Source organism: Pusillimonas sp. SM2304, assembly GCF_031628915.1.
GTDB lineage: Bacteria > Pseudomonadota > Gammaproteobacteria > Burkholderiales > Burkholderiaceae_B > Pusillimonas_C.
In genome coordinates this window covers 764,067-780,159 of sequence record NZ_JAVLUJ010000001.1, presented here as the reverse complement: position 1 = coordinate 780,159, position 16,093 = coordinate 764,067, and the positions used below count along the sequence as shown (strand labels likewise).

The 16,093-nt window shown below is 61.7% G+C and carries 14 protein-coding genes; 13 read left to right on the top strand and 1 reads right to left on the bottom strand.

All coding sequences use genetic code 11. The features are described 5' to 3' along the window. Window positions 1-258 precede the first annotated feature (258 nt). From RE432_RS03625 to RE432_RS03570, 12 genes are all read left to right on the top strand, one after another. Window positions 259-1,092, top strand: coding sequence for a DUF4743 domain-containing protein (locus RE432_RS03625; protein ID WP_310931847.1), 834 nt, complete (start codon window positions 259-261; stop codon window positions 1,090-1,092). A gap of 165 nt (window positions 1,093-1,257) precedes the next feature. Further along, window positions 1,258-2,007: a PhaM family polyhydroxyalkanoate granule multifunctional regulatory protein gene (locus RE432_RS03620; RefSeq protein ID WP_310931846.1), complete on the top strand. Its 750-nt coding sequence runs from the start codon at window positions 1,258-1,260 to the stop codon at window positions 2,005-2,007. Window positions 2,008-2,071: 64 nt separating this feature from the next. Next, complete coding sequence (gene glmU / locus RE432_RS03615; RefSeq protein ID WP_310931845.1) at window positions 2,072-3,445, top strand: bifunctional UDP-N-acetylglucosamine diphosphorylase/glucosamine-1-phosphate N-acetyltransferase GlmU; 1,374 nt, start codon at window positions 2,072-2,074, stop codon at window positions 3,443-3,445. A 5-nt stretch (window positions 3,446-3,450) separates the two neighbouring features. Next, window positions 3,451-4,839, top strand: coding sequence for an MFS transporter (locus RE432_RS03610; protein WP_310931844.1), 1,389 nt, complete (start codon window positions 3,451-3,453; stop codon window positions 4,837-4,839). A 9-nt stretch (window positions 4,840-4,848) separates the two neighbouring features. Then, window positions 4,849-5,916: a glycosyltransferase family 4 protein gene (locus RE432_RS03605; protein ID WP_310931843.1), complete on the top strand. Its 1,068-nt coding sequence runs from the start codon at window positions 4,849-4,851 to the stop codon at window positions 5,914-5,916. Between the two features lie 184 nt (window positions 5,917-6,100). Beyond that, a complete protein-coding gene (locus RE432_RS03600) occupies window positions 6,101-7,303 on the top strand; it encodes an ABC transporter substrate-binding protein (RefSeq protein WP_310931842.1) in 1,203 nt (400 codons plus the stop codon). A 147-nt stretch (window positions 7,304-7,450) separates the two neighbouring features. Further along, complete coding sequence (locus RE432_RS03595) at window positions 7,451-8,311, top strand: branched-chain amino acid ABC transporter permease (protein ID WP_310931841.1); 861 nt, start codon at window positions 7,451-7,453, stop codon at window positions 8,309-8,311. Beyond that, on the top strand, window positions 8,308-9,294 hold the full coding sequence (locus RE432_RS03590) for a branched-chain amino acid ABC transporter permease (RefSeq protein ID WP_310931840.1): 987 nt from the start codon (window positions 8,308-8,310) through the stop codon (window positions 9,292-9,294). The genes RE432_RS03595 and RE432_RS03590 overlap by 4 nt, the downstream gene beginning before the upstream one ends. Then, window positions 9,291-10,055, top strand: a complete 765-nt coding sequence (locus tag RE432_RS03585) for an ABC transporter ATP-binding protein (RefSeq protein WP_310931839.1) — start codon at window positions 9,291-9,293, stop codon at window positions 10,053-10,055. Before RE432_RS03590 ends, RE432_RS03585 begins: the two co-directional genes overlap by 4 nt. Beyond that, a complete protein-coding gene (locus RE432_RS03580) occupies window positions 10,055-10,759 on the top strand; it encodes an ABC transporter ATP-binding protein (protein WP_310931838.1) in 705 nt (234 codons plus the stop codon). Before RE432_RS03585 ends, RE432_RS03580 begins: the two co-directional genes overlap by 1 nt. 36 nt (window positions 10,760-10,795) lie before the next feature. Continuing rightward, window positions 10,796-12,061, top strand: a complete 1,266-nt coding sequence (locus RE432_RS03575; RefSeq protein ID WP_310931837.1) for a Zn-dependent hydrolase — start codon at window positions 10,796-10,798, stop codon at window positions 12,059-12,061. 15 nt (window positions 12,062-12,076) lie between these two features. Beyond that, complete coding sequence (locus RE432_RS03570) at window positions 12,077-13,588, top strand: M81 family metallopeptidase (protein WP_310931836.1); 1,512 nt, start codon at window positions 12,077-12,079, stop codon at window positions 13,586-13,588. Here RE432_RS03570 and RE432_RS03565 read toward each other — a convergent pair. Further along, complete coding sequence (locus tag RE432_RS03565) at window positions 13,585-14,088, bottom strand: Lrp/AsnC family transcriptional regulator (protein ID WP_310931835.1); 504 nt, start codon at window positions 14,086-14,088, stop codon at window positions 13,585-13,587. The genes RE432_RS03570 and RE432_RS03565 overlap by 4 nt on opposite strands. Before the next feature lie 148 nt (window positions 14,089-14,236). Here RE432_RS03565 and glmS point away from each other — a divergent pair, with 148 nt between their 5' ends. Beyond that, a complete protein-coding gene (glmS, locus tag RE432_RS03560; protein ID WP_310931834.1) occupies window positions 14,237-16,069 on the top strand; it encodes a glutamine--fructose-6-phosphate transaminase (isomerizing) in 1,833 nt (610 codons plus the stop codon). The last annotated feature ends 24 nt before the right edge of the window (window positions 16,070-16,093 follow it).

Sequence of the window (16,093 nt, the reverse complement as noted above, 5' to 3'; positions counted from 1 at the left end):
CTGACCTCGAAATACGACGCGCCCTAGCCAAACGTTGATTCTGATCAAACAATATGATCGGAATGACGCCGAATGAGCACACAATTATTGGACGGCAGGCTTAAAATGTTAAAGCCGTGAACTACCTGCTCGAATTTACTTAAAGACCGCAGAATTATAGCGAACTAGAGCTGACCGTGGGCTGGCACTGCGTTGTCATCAGCTTGGCGGCTGTTAAAAACAGCGCATGGGCAGGCAGGCTTACACTACAATTATTGCATGAAAGATGCACACGCCCGCGCGTTGGCGCCCGCCCTTCAGGCGCGCCATCGACAACTGATCAAACGAATTCAGCAGTTGCCGCCTAGCGGCTCCCGGCCCTTGACCGTAGCGGGCCGGGTCGCGGGCTGGATTACCGCCAAGGCCACCGGACACCTGCAGGGGCTGCCCGGCGTGCATATTGAAGACGAAGCCGTGCACATTACTTCGGCGCCAAGCCAGCGTCTACCGCTTAACGCCGTATTGGCGCGGCTTGCGGTGTCGCTCAAGGATACCGGCTGCCTGCGTGGCTGGCGCGACGAGCTGCTGGATGTGGTCGGTGAAGGCCGCCGGCTGGGCGCCATCGAACGCGCCGCGGTCCGGCCCTTGGGTCTGTTGACGAAGGCGGTGCATCTGAACGCCTGGTCCCCCGATGGCCGGCTCTGGATTGCGCGCCGCGCGTCCAGCAAATCGACGGACCCCGGGCTGTGGGACACCTTGGTCGGCGGGCTGGTCGCTGCCGGCGAAAGCCTGGAGAATTCATTGTTGCGGGAAAGCAACGAGGAGGCCGGGCTCCAGGCGGCCGACATAGAAAGCCGTTCAGCGCTGCGCATTATCTTGCGCATGCACCGTCGTCTGCCAGAGGGCTATCAGGTCGAGGATGTGCTGGTCAGCGACTGCGTACTGGCTGAATCGGTGCAACCCAAGAACCTGGACGGCGAGGTCAGCGAGATCCGGCTGGTCGGCATGGACGAACTCCGCGAGTTGGTCGAGGCGGGCGAGTTCACGCGCGAAGCCGAGCTGGTCGTACTGGATGGCCTGCAAAAACGGATAGAGCAAGGCCTGATCCTGTAGTGCCGGCGATGCAAACGCCTTAAGGGCATCCGTCCTCCATTCTTGATTAGACGGCGCCGATGCTTCAGTTTAAGCTAACCGTGTACAGGGCGCGGCGACCGCAGCCGGCGGCACGCCCCTTTCTTTAACCGACAGCGCTTACCGGCAGCGCTCAAGGAGCCCACCATGGCCACTCAACCTCACAACCCTTTTGTGTTGCCCGGGTTCGGACAAAGCGGCGGCTTGGCCAACAATCCCCTGATGGCCAGCATGGAAATGATGCGCCAGGCCTGGCAGGGCCTGGCCAACGCGGGCGGCCTGGATCATTCGGCCGTCGCGACCCCCATGAGCATCGACGACCTGGATCGGCGCATCAGCGATCTGCGCGCCGTCGAAAACTGGCTGCGCATGAACTTGTCCATGCTGTCCAGCACCATACAGGGGCTGGAAGTACAGCGGGCAACGATTTCCACGCTGAAATCATTCATGAGCAGTACCGCATCGGCTGCGGGCGGCACGGCGCCGGCGGGGCCGTCGCCGCTCGAAGTCGTGCTGGGCATCAAGCCCGATGCCTCGCGCGGGGCGCCCGAACCGGCTCCCGAGCCGGAAACGCCCCAGGATCAGGCGGCTGCGGCGCAGGGTGTCAATGCCGCCGCTGCGCAGGGCTGGTGGGACATGCTCCAGCAACAGTTTGACAACCTGGCGTCCGCGACGGCTGCCACCCTGCAAAGCGCGGAAACCGCCCGGGCCGCCGCCGCGGCGGCGGCACAGCAATCGGCGCAAGCCTCGTCGGACTCTACCCTGGGCCGGCAGCCCCCGCGCAAGCCGGCCAAGAAGGCCGCGCGCACGGCGACGGCGTCCCGGCCCGCCAAGAAAACGGCCAGGAAGACGCCGGCGCGCAAACGCACGCCGGGGGCCGCCGGCCAAGGCAGCTAGGTCCGTGTGCAATTCCGTGATTCCGGGTATTCTGATTCCTTAGCCATATTTAATAAGTCTTTTCATGCTGAACATTGTTATTCTGGCCGCTGGCCTTGGCAAACGCATGCAGTCCGATCTGCCCAAGGTGCTGCATCCGCTGGCGGGCAAACCTATGTTGGCGCACGTACTCGACAATGCGCGTGCGCTGGATCCCAATCGTATCGTGGTGGTGGTGGGGCACGGCGCCGAGCGCGTCAAGCAGGCCTTTGCCGACCAGCCGGACATCGAATTTGCCTTGCAAAGTCCACAGCAGGGGACCGGGCATGCCGTACAGCAGGCGGCGCCCTTACTGCAGGAAAGCGGCAAAGCGGACGACGCCACCCTGGTCCTGTATGGCGATGTGCCGCTGGTGCAGTCCGACACGCTGCGGCGCTTGATCGACGCGCGCGCCGGCGGCATGGCGGTGCTCACTGAAAAACTGGACGATCCGTCCGGCTACGGCCGCATCGTGCGCAATGACCGGAACGAAGTCGTGCGCATTGTGGAGCACAAGGATGCCACAGCGGCGGAACAAGCCATCAACGAAGTCAATACCGGCATATTGGTCGCGCCTACAGGCCGTCTAAAAGACTGGCTCTCGCGCATCGACAACAACAATGCCCAGGGCGAATACTATCTGACCGACGTGGTGGGCCTGTCGGTGGCGGACGGCCTGCCGGTTTATGCCGCGCACCCTGCCGCCGCCTGGGAAACCCTGGGCGTCAACAGCCGTATACAGCAGGCGCAGCTAGAGCGCAACTGGCAGGGCGAGCAGGCGCGGCGCCTGCTCGAGGCGGGCGTGACGCTGGCCGATCCCGCCCGTTTCGACCTGCGCGGCGCGCTGGTTTGCGGCCGCGATGTCTTTATTGACGTGGGCTGCGTGTTCGAGGGCCGGGTCGAACTGGCCGATGGTGTGCGCGTCGGTCCCCATTGCGTCATTAAAGACGCCGTGATCGGCGCGGGTACGCGCATCGAGGCGTTCAGCCATGTTCAAGAGGCCCAGGTGGCCGACGAAGCGCACATCGGGCCGTACGCGCGTTTGCGCCCCGGCGCCCAGATCGGCGCCCAGGCGCACGTCGGCAACTTCGTGGAAATCAAGAAAAGCGTGCTGGGCCAAGGTTCCAAGGCCAATCATCTGGCGTATATCGGCGATGCCCGGATCGGCGCCCGCGTCAACATTGGCGCCGGGACCATTACGTGCAATTACGATGGCGTCAACAAATCGCTGACCGTGATCGAGGACGATGCCTTTATCGGCTCCGACACCCAGTTGGTCGCGCCGGTGCGCGTGGGGCAAGGCGCCACGCTGGGGGCCGGCACCACCCTGACCAAGGATGCGCCGGCAGGCAAGCTGACCATTTCGCGGCCTGTTCAAAAAACCATTGACGGCTGGACGCGGCCCATCAAGAAATCGTAAGTCTTATGGGAGCCAATGCTGAGTCTGGCCCCTCAGGCAGTTGCGCAGACGGCCTGGACGCGCCCCGCCGCCACTGGGCCGCGCTGACATTATTGCTGGCGCTGACCATTTCCGTGCTGGATGCCAGCATGGCCAATGTGGCGCTGCCTGCCATCGCGACGGCCCTGAATAGGGACCCCGCCGATGTGGTCTGGGTCGTCATTGCCTATAACCTGATCGTGGTCGTTTCATTGTTGCCGCTGTCCGCCATGGCGGAGCGCATTGGGTTCCGGCGCATGTTCACCCTGGGCCTGACCTTGTTCATGGCGGCGTCCCTGGCGTCGGCGGCGTCGGGAACCCTGGTGACGCTGATGCTTGCGCGCGTGGCGCAAGGATTGGGCTCGGCCATGCTGATGTGCCTGTTCGGCGGGTTGGTGCGCAATATCTATCCCCTGAACAAGCTGGGCGTGGGCCTGAGCCTGAATGCCATGACGGTTGGCGTGATGTCGGTGCTGGGGCCGACTCTGGGCGCGTTCATCTTGCAGTGGGCGTCGTGGCACTGGATCTTCCTGGTGACCATTCCTTTATGCCTGATTGCTTATTCCGGCATACGCTTCCTGCCGGACATCCCCCGCAACAGCGGACGTTTCGACTGGACCGCCTGCGCATTGAGCGTGCCGCTTTTCGGCCTGTCCATTATCGGCCTGGATGCGCTGGTCAAGAACCCATTGCAGGCGGCCTTGTGCCTGCTGCTGGCGGCGCTGGCCGGCTGGGTGCTGGTGCGGCGCTCGCGCGATCAGACGGCGCCCATCATGCCGATCGACTTGCTGCGCATCACGCCCATTGCCTATGCCGTTGGGGCATCGGCTTTTTCCTTTGCCGCCCAGATGTCCGCCTTTGTGGCGCTGCCCTTTTACTTCAAGCAGGTGCTGGGCTATTCCTATGGCGATGTGGGCCTGCTGCTGGGCGCCTGGTCGGTCGGCGTCGCGGTCATGGCGCCGGTGGCGGGCTATTTGTCCGACCGTTATGCGGTGGCGGTGCTGTGCGGCATCGGCGCGGGCGGTATTGCCCTGGGCATGCTCTGGCTGATATTGTTGCCGGTGAGTTCGGCATTTCTGTGGTTTGTGCTGGCCATGTTGCTGGCGGGCGTGGGCTTTGGTTTTTTCCAGACGCCCAACAATCGCGCTTTGCTGGCCGGTTCCCCCCGGCATCGCAGCGGCGCGGCGGGGGGCATGCAGGCCACCACGCGCGTGTTTGGACAGAGCTTCGGTACGACGCTGGTGGGGCTGTCGTTCAACCTGAGCGCAAACCATGGCGCCAGGCTGGGCGTGATGGCGGCCATTGTCTGCGCCCTGATCGCCATGTTCATCAATGTCATTCGTCATCAGAGTCCCATCGCGGACCTGGAGCTTTAAGCGTATTCAATGAAAATCCTGCAACTGAACTTCGAGCGGGGCTGGCGCGGCGGCGAGCGGCAGACCTTGCTGTGCATGGAACAGTTTCGCCGGGCCGGGCATCAGGTGGTGCTGCTGGCGCGCGCCGGTGGCGAACTGGCCGCGCGCGCCAAAGAAGCGGGATTCCTTGTGCATGAGCGCTCGAATATCGGCGGTGTCTGCCGGCTGCTGTTGAGCCAGGGCAGGCGTTTCGATATCGTGCACGCGCAAACTGCCAATATGGTGACCTGGCTGGCTCTGTTTCGCGTATGGCTGGGCCGCCGGGTTGTCTTTACGCGGCGTACCGCCTTTCCCGTGCCCCCGCGCCGCCAGCGCCGCACCTTGTGGAAGTGGAAGCACGTGGATATATTGGTGGCCATCAGCCAGGCAGCCGCCGCAGAGCCGCGGCGGCTGGGCTTGCAGGTCAGCCTGATTCCCAGCGCCATCGAGGCAAAACTGCTGGACCTGGATCATACCCGCGCCTTTGCCGAGCAGTTCAACCTGTCGGGCAGGCGGATGCTGGCCACGGCCGCGTCGCTGACGATCGATAAAGATCCGTGCACCTTGGTGCGGGCGGTACATGCCCTGCGGCAGCTGCGTGACGATTTCATCTTTCTGCACTTGGGGGCGGGGGGCGATGCCGAAGCGGATGCGCGGGCGCTGGTGCGCGAGCTGGGCCTGGAGCAAACATATGTATTTGCCGGCTTCCAGACGGGCGTTGAAGATCTGTATAGGCTGATGGATGTTTTTGTGCTGAGTTCCCGCGAGGAAGCCCTGGGTTCCAGTGTGCTGGATGCTTTCCTGTATTCGGTGCCGGTGGTCGCGACGGATGCCGGGGGATTGAAAGAGATACTGGCTGGCGGACGCGGGCAACTGTGTCCGGTGGGCGATCATCAGGCGCTGGCTGACGCCATGCATCGGGTGTTGTCCGACCGCGGCCTGCGGGCCGACATGACTGAAAAAGCCCGTCAATACGTGCTTCAGGAACACGATCCGCAAGTCATGGGGGAACGCTATCTGGCCGAGTTCGAGCGCTTGGTGGGCGAAGCCAAAGGCTGACCGAAGAGGCCAGTACAGTTTCTTAGTTCATGCCTGTACAGTTGTTATTATTCTTGATATCTGTATATTTTCGTCATATGGGCCTTCTGTTAGGATTTGTCGTGCAGTGTGCGCCAGAATACAGGCCATTACGCACGGTTCTGGCACAACAGTATCAAGAATTATTAAAACGCCCGGAGACATTATGAATAGACGCGACCTGTTGAAAATAGGCAGCCTTGCTGCGCTGGCCACACCGTTTGCGGTCAAAACGGCGTTTGCCGCCGACGACCCCATCGTTTTTGGCGCCCCCAATCCCATGTCGGGGCCTTTTGCGGCCAACGGCAAATTTGCCGAGATGGGCGTGCAACTGTTTGTCGAGCACAATAAAACCCTGATCGGACGGCCTGTTTCATACCGGGTGCTCGATACCCAAGGCAAGCCGGCAACCGCCGTCCGGCAGGTGCAAGACCTGTTCGAACAGCAGAAGGCCCGCTTCTTTGCCGGCGGCATTCTGTCATCGGAAGCGCTGGCCATGGGCAAGAGCCTGGACAAGCAGGGCGGTATCTTTGTGACGACGGCGGGGGCCGATGAAATCACCGGGTCGGACTGCAATCATGCCATGTTCCGCTGGTCCGTTCCCACCTATGGCGCTGTGCGGGAAACCGTTGGGCCGCTGATCAAGCAGCATCCCGATGCCAAGCGCTGGTACACCATTACGCCCCAGTATGTTTTTGGCGAGGGCCTGCTCAGCGCCACCAAGAATATCCTGAAGGAAAACAATCTGGAGCACGTGGGCAACAGCTACCATTCCCTGGACGAGCGCGAATTCAGCGGCTATCTGACCAACGCCATGGCTGCCAAGCCCGATGTCTTGGTGCTGCTGAACTTCGGTTCGCAAAGCTCGGAAGCCCTGCGCCAGGCAGTCAGCTTCGGCATGAAGACCAACACCATCATCCTGATGGCCTGGGCGTCGGGCCTGGAGCAGTTTGAGTCGCTGGGCGCCGATCTGTGCCAAGACGTCTATTTTGGCGTCCAGTACTGGCACACCATTGATTCGCCGCTGAACAAGCAGTTGGTGGAGCAAACGCGCGCCAAATTCAACATGAATCCGAACTACAGCCTGGCGGGGGCCTACATCATTACCAAAATGATGGCCGATGGCATCGTCAAGGCGAACTCGGCGGACCCGGACAAAGTGATCGCGGCCATGGAAGGGGCCGAATACGACGGCCTGACCGGCAAGGAAATGATCCGCAAAGAAGATCATCAGGTCATCAAGAATTACTACCTGCTCAAGGGCAAGGCCAAGGCCGCCATGAAAGACAAGGACGACTATGTCGATGTCGTCCATGGCGGGCAGTCGTTCCTGACGCCCGAGCAGGCGGGTTGCAAGATGTCCACCTGACCGGCAGCGGGCAGCGCAGCCTGCTGTGCTGTGCTGCGCTGCCGGCCCGTCCGCTTTATCGTTCAGCCATCAGTTCAAACTTTTTAGTTCTTCTCCCGGATTTACCTGTATGCATCCGGGCGGCAGAGCGGGGGATTCCTGCCGATCATGAATTTATACCTGCTGCAAGTGATCAACGGCATAGGCATAGGAATGATTTATTTCCTGCTGGCCGTGGGGCTGTCGATTGTGTTCGGCCTGCTGCGTTTCGTGAATTTTGCCCACGGGGCGTTTTACCTGCTGGGCGCCTATGCCTGCTACCAGTTGATGCGCCTGGGCCTGAATTTCTGGGTTGTTCTGGTCGTGGGGCCTATTCTGGTGGGCTTTTGCGCCTGGCTGGTTGAGCGCATGCTGCTGCGCCGTATCTACGATCTGCCGCACGAGTTCCATATTCTGTTCACGCTGGGCCTGGCCTGGGCCATACAAGAGCTCGTCATCCTGTACTGGGGGCCGGTGGGCGTGAATGTGCCGCCGCCGGATTCCTTGCAAGGCGTCGTCATGTGGGGCTCGTTCATCTATCCCAAGTACCGGGTGTTCCTGATTGCATTTTCCGCAGTGCTGGCGGTGGCCATCTGGTTGCTGCTCGAACGTACGCGCCTGGGCAGCATCGTGCGGGCGGGCAGCGAGTCGGCCGAAATGGTCACGCTGCTGCGTTTCAATGTGTACAAGGTGTTCGGCCTGACCTTTGCGCTGGGCGCCGCGACCGCGGGCCTGGCCGGGGTATTGGCCGCGCCCTTGCGCGGGGTCGAGCCGTTCATGGGGATCGAAGCGCTGGCCGTCGCCTTTGTCGTGGTGGTGGTCGGCGGCATGGGAAGCTTTAGCGGCGCCTTGCTGGGCGGATTGCTGGTGGGTATTGTGCAAAGCGTCATGAGCACGCTATGGCCGCAGGGCGCCAGCCTGATGATTTACGTTGCCATGGCGCTGGTGCTGCTGCTCCGGCCGGACGGCCTGATGGGGAGAAGCCAATGATCCTCGTAAAAAACAATCGCTATCTGTTGATGGCGCTGGCCGCCGTGCTGTTGCTGCCGGTGTTCCTGGAGTCGGGCTCGCTGGCGTCCGAGGTCCTGATCTTCGCGCTTGCGGCGCTGGGCTGCAATCTGTTGCTGGGCTATGCGGGCCTGCTGTCCTTCGGCCAAGGCATTTTCTTCGGTGTCGGCAGCTACGCGCTGGGTATATTGCTGACCCGCACGGGTCTGCCCATGCCCCTGGTCCTGTTGGCGGCGATTGCGCTGGGCGCTATCGTGGCGGGGATGGTAGGGTGGCTGGCCATACGCCAGAAAGGCGTCTACTTTGTCATGCTGACCCTGGCGCTGACGCAGATGTTTTACTTCATCGCCTATTCCACGCCTGAATGGACGGGCGGCGACAATGGCCTGCTTGATATCCCCAGCCTGCCCTTGAGCATTTTCGGCTATGTGCTGCTGCCCAACAAAACCGCCTGGCAATACTACAGCTTTGTGGCATTGCTGTTCATGGTGGTGTACTGGGCCTTGCAGCGGGTGGTGGATTCCATCTTCGGCCGCACCCTGCTGGCCATACGCGACAACCCCGCGCGCGCCACGGCACTGGGCTACAACATCATGCATTTCAAGCTCACGGCGTTCATGATTTCGGGCGGCGTCACGGCTTTGGCCGGCGCCCTGTATGCCATGATGACCGGCATTGCGCCCTTGACCAGCATCAACTACCACATGAGCGAAGTCATTCTGCTGGTCACGGTGCTGGGCGGGACCGGCAGCCTGATCGCGTCGCTGCTGGGGGCGGCGTTCTACGTGATCGTCTCCGATTGGCTTTCGCACTTGTGGCCGCGCTGGCTCTTGCTGTTCGGCTTGCTGTTGATGGCGGTGAGCCTGTATATGCAGGGCGGCTTGTGGGGCGCGCTAAAGCTGCTGTCCGGGCGGTTCGGGTCTGCCTCCCGCAAGACCGGAAAAAATGCGAAGGAGCCGTCATGACGCAGCCTATTCTTGATGCAAGCGGCGTGGTCAAGCGCTATGGCAAATTCCAGGCTTTGTCAGGCGTGGACCTGCGCGTCACGCCTAACACGATTCACTCGGTGATCGGGCCCAACGGCGCCGGCAAGACGACCTTGTTCCATGCGCTGACCGGCACCGTCCCCTTGACGGCGGGATCGATCTTGCTGAATGGGCAGGAAGTGGGCAAGCTGCCGGATCACGAGCGTGTGCAACTGGGCATGGCCCGCTCGTTCCAGGTGACTTCGCTGTTTCCCAGCCTGACCGTGCGCGAGAACCTGCGCGTCGCGGCGCAAGGCATACAGCCCGGCAAGGCCTTGCACTTCTGGTCCAAGGCCTTGCTGCACGATGCCCATGACGAGCTGATCCGTTCCATACTTGAACGGCTGGAACTGACCCATTGCCTGCATCGCACCAGCAGCCAGCTGTCGCATGGACAGCAGCGCCGGCTCGAAGTGGGCATGGCCCTGGCGGCCAAGCCCAAGATCATTTTCCTGGACGAGCCTACCTCCGGCATGGGCATCGATGACATCGATGCCATGAAAGCCATTATCCATGGCCTGCGCGACGACTTGACGGTCGTGCTGATCGAGCACAACATGGGCATTGTCATGGATATCTCCGACACGATCACGGTCATGCAACTGGGCAAGGTGCTGGTGGAAGGCGCGCCCGAACAGGTCAAGGGCGATGCGCGCGTGCGCGAAGCGTATCTGGGTAACATGATCACGGGGGGAGCCTGATGCTGCTCACAGTCGAAAACATAGACGCTTATTACGGGCTGAGCCACGTCATCCAGGGTGTGTCGCTGCAAGTGGACAAGGGCGAGCTCGTGTGCCTGCTGGGGCGCAACGGCGCCGGCAAGTCCACCACACTCAAAAGCATTATGGGCATTGTGCCTGCCAGACAGGGGAAGATCGCCTTTGACGGCACCGACATCACCGCGCTGCCCACGTACCGCATTGCCGACCACGACATCTGCTTCGTGCCCGAGCACCGGGGCATATTCCGCTTGCTGACGGTCGAAGAAAACCTGAAGCTGGCCGCGCACAAGAAGTCGCGCTGGTCGCTGGACGACATCTACACGATTTTTCCCAGGCTGCGCGAGCGGCGCAACAACGGCGGCGGGCAGTTGTCGGGCGGCGAGCAGCAAATGCTGGCCATAGGCCGCGCGCTGATGAATTCGCCCCAGCTGCTTATACTGGACGAACCGGTGGAAGGACTGGCGCCGGTGATTGTGGAAGAGATCGTCGAACAGCTCAAACTGATCAAGAATAGCGGCATTGCCATCTTGCTGGTTGAGCAGAACCTGGAAGTCTGCACACAGCTTGCCGACCGGCACTATATTCTTGAAAGCGGGCGTATTGTGTATCACAACGACAACGCGGCCTTTGCCGCCGATGCGTATGTCAAAGATAAATACCTGGGAGTCGGTGTGCCGGAATAAGGCACCGGCGATTGCCACTGCATAGAGAGGTCATTGATGATGGATACCGCTACTGTCAACACCGCAACGCTGCGCATCGACTCGCAGCGCCTATGGGATTCGCTCATGTCGCTGGCGCAAATCGGCGCCACGCCCAAGGGGGGCGTTTGCCGCCTGGCCCTGACCGATCTGGACAAACAAGGCCGTGACTTGTTCGTGCAATGGGCCGAGCAGGCCGGCTGCACGGTGCGAGTGGACCAGATCGGCAACATCTTTGCCCGCCGCGACGGGCTCGATAACACCCTGCCGCCGGTACTGACCGGCAGCCATATCGATACCCAGCCCACCGGTGGCAAGTTCGATGGCAATTATGGGGTGCTGGCCGGGCTGGAAGTCATACGCCGCCTCAACGATCAGGGCATACAGACCCAGGCGCCGCTGGAAGTCGTGGTCTGGACCAATGAAGAAGGCTCGCGCTTCGTGCCCGTGATGATGGGCTCCGGGGTGTTTGCCGGCGCCTTCACCCTGGATCATGTTCTGGTTCAGACTGATACCGAAGGCAAAAGCGTCGGCGACGAGCTGAAAAGAATTGGCTATGCCGGCGCGACGCCCTGCGCGCCTTTCCCGGTCAAGGCCTATTTTGAAGCGCACATCGAGCAGGGGCCCATGCTGGAAGCGACCGATAACGTTATCGGTGTCGTCACGGGCGCACTGGGCCAGCGCTGGTACGACGTGGTGGTCACGGGCATGGAAGCGCACGCAGGGCCTACGCCCATGGAACTGCGCAAGGACGCCCTGCTGGCGGCCGCCCGCTTGATCCAGGACATCAACCAGATTGCGCTCGATCATGCTCCGCACGCGCGTTCGACCGTGGGCTGGATCGATGCCTACCCGAACTCGCGCAACGTCATCCCCGGCACCGTCAAGCTGAGCGTCGATCTGCGCGCCGCCAGCGACGATGTCCTGAGCGCCATGGACGGCGAATTGAAAGCGTTGTGCACCCGCCTGCAGGACGAAGGCCGGGTCAGCCTGTCGATGGAGCAGGTGGTGTATTTCCCGCCGCAGCCCTTTCATCAGGAGCAGGTCGATGCCGTGCGCCAGGCCAGCCAACACCTGGGCCTGTCGCATAAAGACATCGTCAGCGGCGCCGGTCACGATGCGGTGTATATGGCGCGCGTTACGCCCACCGCCATGATTTTCGTACCTTGCAAGGACGGCATCAGCCACAATGAAATCGAAGATGCCAAGCAGGATCACCTGGAAGCCGGGTGCAATGTGTTGCTTCAGGCCATGCTGCAGCAAGCCGGCGTGGCGGGCGGCTGAGGGGAACCACCACTCATGAAACTACTGATCGCCCGACTGAACCACGAAACCAATACGTTCTCGCCCGTGCCGACACCGCTGTCGGACTTCGGCGCCCGCGGTCCCGACTACGATGCCGACGCCTACCAGGCCAATAAAGGCGCGCGTACGGCCATGGGCGCATTCATCGACCTGGCCGAAGCGGCCGGCGCCGAGATCGTGACCCCTTTGTCCGCCACGGCCAATCCCAGCGGTCCGGTCGATGCGCAGGCTTATCACAGCATGTGCCAGCGCATTCTGGATGTGGCGCCGGGCTGCGATGCCCTGATGCTGGACCTGCACGGCGCCATGGTCGTGCAAGACAGCGACGACGGCGAGGGCGACCTGCTGGAACGCCTGCGGCAGCGTTGCCCCGGCATACCCATTGCCGTCGCGCTGGATCTGCACGGCAACGTCACCCAGAAAATGATAGACAACGCCGACATCATCGCCGGCTTCAAAACCTATCCGCACATCGATATGTACGAAGCGGGGCAATTGGCCGGCAGCCTGCTGCTGCAAAAGCTGGACGGCAAGATCGCGCCTGCCCTGGCGTGGCGGCGCCTGCCCCTGATGACGCACACGCTGAAAAGCTCCACCCAGTCGCCAGCCATGCGGGCGGCCGTCGGCCAGGCAATACAACTGGAAGAGCAAGGTAGCGTGTACGCGGCCACCATCATGGCCGGGTTTGCGCTGGCCGACATCCCCGCGCCCTGCATCAGCGTGGTCGTGGTGGGCAAAGACCAGGCCTCGGCGCAGCAGGCCGCCGACGCGCTGGCTGGCGATATCTGGGCCGACCGCGACGGCTTCGTCTATAGCAGCCCGCCCCTGGCCGATGCCATCCGCACGGCCAGGCGCATGGCCGAACAGCCCGGCCTGGCCCAGGCGGAATGCGGCAATGCCGAAGGCCCCGTACTGCTGCTGGATCACAGCGACAATTGCATGTCGGGCGGTACCTGCGACACCATGGACGTCTTGCAAGAGGCATTGGCGCAAGGGCTCGGCAATATTGCCGTGGGGCCGCTGTGCGACCCCGAGGCGGTGGCCAAACTGTTCGATGCCGGCGAAGGGCAAAGCATCACCCTTGAGTTAGGCAATAAAAGGCCGCTGACCAGCCTGGGCATAGAAAAAACGCCGGTCACACTGAGCGGGACGGTGGCGCGGCTGAGCGCGGGCGAATATGTGATTACCGGGCCGACCTACCGGGGCATGAAATGCAGCATGGGCCGGACCGCCCTGTTCGATACCGGCGACGTGCAAATCGTGGTCACTGAGAAGACGCAGGAACCCTGGGACCTGGGCGTGTTTACCTGTGTGGGGGTCGACCCCGCCAGCAAGGACTACCTGCTGCTGAAATCGCGCATGTATTGCCGTCCCGTGTTCTTTCCCATCGCCAAAGGCTATGTGGAATGCGACAGCCAGGGGGTGACCAGTTCCAACTACGATCTGTTTCCCTTCCAGAAAGTGCAGCGGCCCGTGTACCCGCTGGATGCGGACGTGACGTTTTAATCCTGATCCGCGCGCGGGTTCGGCAGTACGAGCCGGGTTTCAAACTTGCTTCGATGTATGGAAAAGAACGTGCGCACATTGCGCACGTTGGCCTGCGATGTAAACATAGTGTGCGCCATGGCGTGATAGGCCGGCATGTCGGCCACTTGCGCCACCACAATGAAGTCGGGCCCGGGCGATACCCGGTAGCACTGCAAAATGGCGGATGCGTGGCTGATGTGCGCCTCGAATGCGTCCAGATGTTCGGCCGTTTGAACATCGAGCGTGATCTCGATAATGGCGGTCAGGCCGCTGGCGACTTTTTCCGGGTTGACGATGGCGACCTGCTTTTCGATCACGCCTTCGTCGATCAGCCGCCGCACGCGTCGCAGGCAGGTCGGCGCCGATGCATGCACACGCTGCGCCAGATCCTGATTGGTCAAAGAGCTGTCGGCCTGCATCTGCTCCAGAATACGTAAATCCAGCTCATCAAGGCGTGTTTCAGTTTTGTTGTCTTTCATTTATTTCATTTTATAGGATGAATATGAAATAATCTAACGACATAAATAGACACAGAAATATAATGCCATTTATAAGAAAAATAAGAAATCTAATTTCTTCTTAACTTACGCACAATACACAGGTACTCAATTATCTGGAGCAAGCTTTATGTGTGGAATTGTTGGCGCGGTTGCGCAACGGGACATCACCCCCATCCTGCTCGAAGGCCTGAAGCGCCTGGAATACCGCGGCTACGACTCCTGTGGCGTTGCTGTGCACGCCCAGGGCGAACTGCGTCGCGCACGCAGCACCGAGCGGGTTGCCGAGCTTGCCGATCAGGTCGCCAAAGAAGGCATCGAAGGCTTTACCGGCATCGCCCATACCCGCTGGGCCACGCATGGCGCGCCCGCCACCCACAACGCCCATCCGCATTTTTCCGGGCAGGGCAAAGCGTCTGCCCGTATCGCGCTGGTGCATAACGGCATTATCGAAAACCACGACGAACTGCGCGCCGAGCTGCAGGCGGCAGGCTATGTGTTCGAAAGCCAGACCGATACTGAAGTCATCGCCCACCTGGTCGACCATCTATACTCCGGCGATCTGCTCGAAGCCGTGCAGCAGGCCACCCGCCGGCTGGCCGGCGCCTACGCCATTGCCGTATTCTGCCGCGATGAGCCGCACCGTGTGGTCGGCGCGCGCCATGGTTCGCCGCTGGTCGTGGGCCGGGGCGACAACGAAAACTTCCTGGCATCCGACGCGCTGGCCCTGGCGGGCACCACCGACCAGATCGTTTACCTGGAAGACGGCGATGTGGTCGACCTGCAGCTTGCCCGCATCTGGATCGTCGACATGGAAGGCCGGCCCGTAGAGCGCGACGTGCACACCGTCCAAGTGCATACGGGCGCGGCCGAGCTTGGCCCCTACCGCCACTACATGCAGAAAGAGATCTTTGAACAGCCCCGCGCCGTCAGCGACACCCTGCAAGATATCGAAAGCATCACCCCCGAACTCTTCGGGGACGGCGCCTACAAGGTCTTCAATGAAATCGACAGCGTGCTGATCCTGGCCTGCGGCACCAGCTACTACGCCGGCCTGACCGCCAAATATTGGCTGGAGTCCATCGCCAAAATCCCCGTCAATGTTGAAATCGCCAGCGAGTATCGCTACCGCGACAGCGTGCCCAACCCGCGCTCGCTTGTCGTGACCATTTCGCAGTCCGGCGAAACGGCCGATACCCTGGCCGCCCTGAAGCACGCGCGCAGCCTGGGCATGGCCCACACACTGACCATCTGCAACGTGTCGACCAGCGCCATGGTGCGCGAATGCGAATTGAACTACATCACGCGCGCCGGCGTGGAAATCGGTGTCGCCTCGACCAAGGCCTTTACCACGCAGTTGACCGCCCTGTGCCTGTTGACCCTGGCGCTGGCCCAGACCAAGGGCCAGCTCAGCGACGAGCGCGAAGCCGACATGCTGAAGTCATTGCGCCACCTGCCTGTGGCCATTGGCGCCGTGCTGGCCCTGGAGCCGCAAATCATGGCCTGGGCCGACCGCTTCGCCAGCAAGGAAAACGCCTTGTTCCTGGGGCGCGGCATGCATTACCCCATCGCCCTGGAAGGCGCATTGAAGCTCAAGGAAATCAGCTACATCCACGCCGAGGCCTATCCGGCCGGGGAGCTCAAGCATGGCCCGCTGGCCCTGGTGACCGAAGCCATGCCGGTGGTGACGATCGCGCCGCGCGACGAACTGCTGGAAAAACTGAAATCCAATATGCAGGAAGTGCATGCGCGCGGCGGCGAACTGTATGTGTTTGCCGACGCCGACACCAAGATCGTGAACAGCGACGGCATCCACGTGATCCGCATGCCCGAGAACTACGGGAAGCTGTCGCCGATACTGCATACGATACCGCTGCAGTTGCTCGCCTATCACACCGCATGCGCCCGGGGTACGGATGTGGATAAACCCAGGAATCTGGCGAAGAGCGTGACGGTGGAGTAGGGATTAGTTCAGCGCAAGGAACAC

Excerpts from the sequence above, each read along its gene's own strand:
- glmS (WP_310931834.1), top strand. The coding sequence starts at position 14,237 with ATGTGTGGAATTGTTGGCGCGGTTGCGCAACGGGACATCACCCCCATC.
- RE432_RS03610 (WP_310931844.1), top strand. The coding sequence starts at position 3,451 with ATGGGAGCCAATGCTGAGTCTGGCCCCTCAGGCAGTTGCGCAGACGGC.
- RE432_RS03605 (WP_310931843.1), top strand. The coding sequence starts at position 4,849 with ATGAAAATCCTGCAACTGAACTTCGAGCGGGGCTGGCGCGGCGGCGAG.
- RE432_RS03590 (WP_310931840.1), top strand. The coding sequence starts at position 8,308 with ATGATCCTCGTAAAAAACAATCGCTATCTGTTGATGGCGCTGGCCGCC.
- RE432_RS03570 (WP_310931836.1), top strand. The coding sequence starts at position 12,077 with ATGAAACTACTGATCGCCCGACTGAACCACGAAACCAATACGTTCTCG.
- RE432_RS03565 (WP_310931835.1), bottom strand. The coding sequence starts at position 14,088 with ATGAAAGACAACAAAACTGAAACACGCCTTGATGAGCTGGATTTACGT.
- RE432_RS03620 (WP_310931846.1), top strand. The coding sequence starts at position 1,258 with ATGGCCACTCAACCTCACAACCCTTTTGTGTTGCCCGGGTTCGGACAA.
- RE432_RS03580 (WP_310931838.1), top strand. The coding sequence starts at position 10,055 with ATGCTGCTCACAGTCGAAAACATAGACGCTTATTACGGGCTGAGCCAC.
- RE432_RS03600 (WP_310931842.1), top strand. The coding sequence starts at position 6,101 with ATGAATAGACGCGACCTGTTGAAAATAGGCAGCCTTGCTGCGCTGGCC.
- RE432_RS03595 (WP_310931841.1), top strand. The coding sequence starts at position 7,451 with ATGAATTTATACCTGCTGCAAGTGATCAACGGCATAGGCATAGGAATG.
- glmU (WP_310931845.1), top strand. The coding sequence starts at position 2,072 with ATGCTGAACATTGTTATTCTGGCCGCTGGCCTTGGCAAACGCATGCAG.
- RE432_RS03575 (WP_310931837.1), top strand. The coding sequence starts at position 10,796 with ATGATGGATACCGCTACTGTCAACACCGCAACGCTGCGCATCGACTCG.
- RE432_RS03625 (WP_310931847.1), top strand. The coding sequence starts at position 259 with ATGAAAGATGCACACGCCCGCGCGTTGGCGCCCGCCCTTCAGGCGCGC.
- RE432_RS03585 (WP_310931839.1), top strand. The coding sequence starts at position 9,291 with ATGACGCAGCCTATTCTTGATGCAAGCGGCGTGGTCAAGCGCTATGGC.